The organism is Luteibacter sp. P4_D7_3 (assembly GCF_056401735.1).
In genome coordinates, this window is sequence record NZ_JBFUIT010000312.1 from 1 (window position 1) to 4520 (window position 4520).

Here is a 4520-nt window from a genome sequence, read left to right on the forward strand (position 1 = left end):
GCCGTGGCCGGGTCGGTCGGGATCGGTCCGAGCGGCGCGTCAGGCGTGGGCGTCAATACCGGGTTCGTGACCGGGACGACGCCGGCAGGCAATGTCTGCACTGGCACGCTCTGCGCCTGCGCGAGCATCTGGGACCGCGCTAGCGATGTCGTCTCTGGCATACCCGTGCCGGTTGCCGACGCAACGGTTGGTCCGATGACCGATGCGGCGGCGGCGTCGACGACGCGGCGCATGGCGACGCGGTAAGCGGGGCCGTCGGTGGTGATGCCGGTGACACCGTTGCCAACGCTGACGACCCGCACGGGGATCTTGGTCGCTTCGAGCGGGATCGCCTGGGCACCGGCGACCATTCCGCTCTTCGCCATCGAATTGAAAATGCGCTGGACGTAACCATCCTGGTACCCGGTCGTGAAGTTGCCTGAGTAGTAACAGCTGAAGGCCTTGCCCCAATCCTTGCCCGCGCTGGCATAGCACTGGGCGAGAATCTGCGAGCCGGCGCTAAGGTTAGGGCAGTATTCGAAAGCCTTTTCATAGCTGTCCAGACCGTACTTGCCGAGGTTCGCGCGATTCACCTGAGCGACGCCCAGCGAGTAGTTGTAGCCGTTCTTTTCCAGCATGCGAACGGTGGCGACGGCTTCAGGAAGGTTCTGTGGTTGGCGCACGAGCTTGCCGCCCACCACGCCGATGGCGTACGGGTTGTGGCTCGACTCCACGTTGACGACGTGCTGCATCACCTCGGCCGGTACGGCAAGGTTTTGACAGCCCATCATTTCCATTCCTGGTACCACCTTTGAAACTCCTGTTTGATGACCGGTGTGTGTGTGTGTGCGTTACCCCCCGTTCGCGCCCAGGGCGCGAGCCGGGTTGAAATCGATGCCGGTGATATAGCGCCGGCCCGCATGTGCCTTGATGTGAACCACGATGTCGATCGTCAGCATCAGCAGTCGTTTGATCGTCGCGAATTCCAGTCCCGCTCCTTCCGTGGACGCCTTTACCATCAGTGCCAGCTGGTCCCAGGTCTGCTCGACGCTGCCTGCATGGCAGCTTGTGATTGACCCTGGGTGACCGGATGCGCAATTTCGGATGAAGTAAAACGACTCATCGCCGCGCAGCTCGGCCAGGATGATCCTGTCCGGTTTCATGCGCAGGCAGGCTTCCATGCAACTCTTCGCCGTGACGTTGGCGGCGCTTTGGCCACCCTTGGAATAGATCAGGTGCACGACGTTCGGCTGATCGATGAACAGCTCGCGCGCATCCTCGATCGTGACCAGTCGCTCGTCATCGGGAATGTGGTGCACGAGCGACTTCATGAAGGTGGTTTTGCCACTTCCGGTAGCACCCGAGACGACGATGTTCTTCTTGTTGAGCACCGCATGGCGGAAGAAGTCCGCGTAGCGACGTTCAGCCCGTAGATCGAGAAGTTCCTTGTCAGCCTGGCTGATCGTGTTCGCGCCTTCGAGGATCTCGTTGAAGAATCCGTCCTCGCTGTACTGCGCGAGAGTGCGTGTCTCCTTCGACGGGAGGCGAATGGTGATCGATACACGCCCGGCCTCGCAGGCAGGCGGGATGACGAACTGCGCGCGCTGGCCGGTGGGAAAGGTCAGCGACACTACGGGGTCCGTATCCGTGATTCGCTGACCGGTATTGCTCTCGTTGACGACGGCGGTGCAGAACTGGCGTGCACGCTCGAACGTCAGTGACGGCACTTCAACACGCTGCCAGCCACCCCGGCGCTCGAGATAAAGCTCGCCAGGGCGGTTGATACAGATTTCGGTGACATCCGATGAGGCAAGGAAATCCTTCACTCCCAGTACCTCGTACTGGTACTCGAGGAAGTCATTGCCGATGGATGCCAGTGCGCCGTCGTCCATAGTCGTCTCAGTACCTCGTAACCACGCCGGTGAAGTCGACGTCCTTGGCTACATAGATCGCCAGCACGGTGCCCTGGTTGATCGTGACGGTGGCGGGGCGGTTGGCCTGACGTTGCACGGCAGAGTTGGCAAGCTGCTGGATCGTGTCGGCCGTGTTGCTTTCGAACGGACTCTGCGTGACGACGCCGTTGCTGATCGTCGTTTGGCGGGGACCATGCTCGGCTGCTTCGTACTTGAAAGCGTCGCTGAGCAAGCTGATAAGCAACGCTGAGCCGATACGACTGCCCCAGTGGGCGTTATAAAGGCCGGGGTGGCCCGCACCGCCCAAGGTGTCGATGCCCGGGCTGGCCATGTTCACGTCGATACCAGTAGGCGTGACGATGCGGTCCCAGATGACGGCGACGCGCGGGCCGTTCGGTTCCATTTCGTACTTGCCCATGACCTTCGAGCCCTTCGGCAGCAACAGGCGCTTGCCGGTGAAGGAGTAGACGGGTTCGGTGACGACGCACGAGGTGAAGCCGGGGATATCCGTGATGATGCGTGTTTCGAGGACGCACCGGATAAACGTGCCGCGTAGCATGAGCGTGTCGGGATGCTGGAGCGGCGTTGCGCTAGAAACATCTGGCAGGTCTTTTGCCGTATAGGCAAGGTTGTTGGTGGCGCTCATCCGCGGAGGTCCGCCAGCACCGGGCATGCCTGGGAGGCCGAAGCCGCCCGCGCCCCCTGCTGCGCCAGCGTCAGGAGCGGGTGCGGCCGCCCCTTCGGTCACTGCCTGGAAGCCAGCGCCGTTGTTGGCTGCAGCAATGCGACGTTCAAGCAGCGTCGGCTGATGAGGAGCCTCCGGCATGACTTGCACCGGCACCGGCGGTGGGGTGTTTTGTACCGGAGGAAGGAACGGAGAGAGTGCGACCGAATCCGGTTCCTTGGCAGGCTGGTTGCCGAAGGAAGCGCCCGGTGCGATGGGTGCATCCGGCACCACAACTGTCTCTTCGTGCGATTTATTCGCTGGCTTGTCCCTCGATCCGGAGCTATGGAACAACCAGAACGCGACCACCACGAGCAGCAGCACGATGCCGCCGAGCAGGCCGAGCGCGCTGCGATTCATGCGTCGCATGTCGTTCGTGGTCAGATGCGGCGCTGCACCATCCAGATCCGGCTGTGGTGCCTGCCGCTGCTGGTTCGAATACGGATTGCCGGCCAGTGGATCACGCTCGCCGGCGTGATGCTCACTCGACGGCGGAACATGGTTGCTGCCGTTGGACTCGTCGTCCGGCTGATAGGGATTGTTCGGGCTCACTTCTTTGTGTTCCTTCGCAGGCCCACGACATTGTCGTCGTGACGAATAACCAGGTAGTTGTACGTGCCGTGGACCACGATGGTGTTGCCTTCCACGGTGGTGTTCACTACCGAGTCTTCTCCATGTTCCTTCTCACGCATGTAGATCGTCGGGAAGTTGCCCGTCGGAAACTGCTTGAGGTCCGGCATCTTGATATACGTGAATCGGCCATCGTCGTAGACGTTGATCGGTACGAGCCAGGGAGCCACTTTGCGCGACTTGGAGAAGTCGTAATCGAAGTTGTAGTCACGACCTTTCACGAGGTCCGTGTCGAGTTCGGGTGTCTCTTCGACCTTCTTCGACTCGCTCATGAAACTCGTGTCGGCGGGGTAGGTGAAGGTCACCTTGTACTGCACGCCCGCGCGACGAGCCTGGTCGAGCGTCTTCCAATCCGTGGCGACGACCTTCAGCTCCAGGATGTAGGAGTGCGTGGCCGTGCGGATCATCATGTTGGTGTCGACATCGACGTTCTTCGGCTTGATGTAGAAGACGTTGTCGCGACGGGTCAGGTCCCAGCCACTGCTGAAGCCGGTGCTGTAGTCGAGAATCTTTTCGTTGGGGCTCAGCTCGATCTGCGTGGTGATGCCGAGGCCTGTCCGTACGGTGTAGATACGGTCGGGCTGATATTCATACGGCTGCACCGCGATCGCGGTTCCCGTTGAGGACGGCGCGGGAGTGGTGGTCGGAGTGGTCTCCGCATCGGCCACGGTCAGGACACCCGATAGGGCGAAGCCCAGACTGCAGGCCAGACTCAGCTTGCTGGAACGATTCATTTAACGGCGCCCTCCATTGGCGGCGCGGGTCACGGGACGAGCCGCGGGCGCGGCGGCCTGCGGATACGGAGCGGTCGGACCAGCAGCTTGCGGCTGCGTGGCATAAGCCGCCTCTGACGGAATAGGCGAGGGCGGAATGCCGACGGCCTGCTGAAGCGGGATAGCCTGGGCCTGCGGGGCCTGGCCAGGTGCCGCAGCCGGCGCCTGCGGGCCGTATGCGCCAGGGGCTGCCATCTGCTGCGCGGGTGCACCGTTGGGCGAACCCGCTGCAGGCGCCCCAGCGGCAGGGGCGCCGGGCACAGCGCCCGGCACAGCACCCGGAGCTTGCCCTGCAGGATTCACCGGGGCATTCGGATCGGTAGATTCTGCGGGCGGGAGTGAGCCGTAGTCGTTGTCGACGCGGTAACCCGTCACCTGGAAGCCCAGCGGATTCTCGATCCGGTTCTGGTCGTCCATGCGCAGGTTGGGCTTGTAGGTGAACGAGATCGTGGCGATCTTATTGTCCAGCGGATACGTCGACCCATTCACCTTGTCGAACAC

At 62.1% G+C, this 4520-nt stretch carries 5 protein-coding genes; all 5 read right to left on the reverse strand.

Annotated elements, in window-relative coordinates:
• Positions 1 to 776, reverse strand: a 776-nt coding sequence (locus AC1DSN_RS18745; RefSeq protein ID WP_477332173.1) for a lytic transglycosylase domain-containing protein, incomplete at its 3' end; no start/stop codon positions are given.
• A 54-nt stretch (positions 777 to 830) separates the two neighbouring features.
• Entirely contained in the window at positions 831 to 1871 is a 1041-nt protein-coding gene (gene virB11, locus AC1DSN_RS18750; protein WP_477297883.1) for a P-type DNA transfer ATPase VirB11, read from the reverse strand.
• A gap of 7 nt (positions 1872 to 1878) precedes the next feature.
• Positions 1879 to 3168, reverse strand: a complete 1290-nt coding sequence (locus AC1DSN_RS18755; protein ID WP_477332175.1) for a TrbI/VirB10 family protein — start codon at positions 3166 to 3168, stop codon at positions 1879 to 1881.
• Positions 3165 to 3980 (reverse strand): TrbG/VirB9 family P-type conjugative transfer protein, encoded by an 816-nt coding sequence (locus AC1DSN_RS18760; RefSeq protein ID WP_213947931.1) that lies wholly within the window; start codon positions 3978 to 3980, stop codon positions 3165 to 3167. Before AC1DSN_RS18760 ends, AC1DSN_RS18755 begins: the two co-directional genes overlap by 4 nt.
• On the reverse strand, positions 3981 to 4520 hold a 540-nt coding region (locus AC1DSN_RS18765; RefSeq protein WP_477332177.1), incomplete at its 5' end, for a VirB8/TrbF family protein.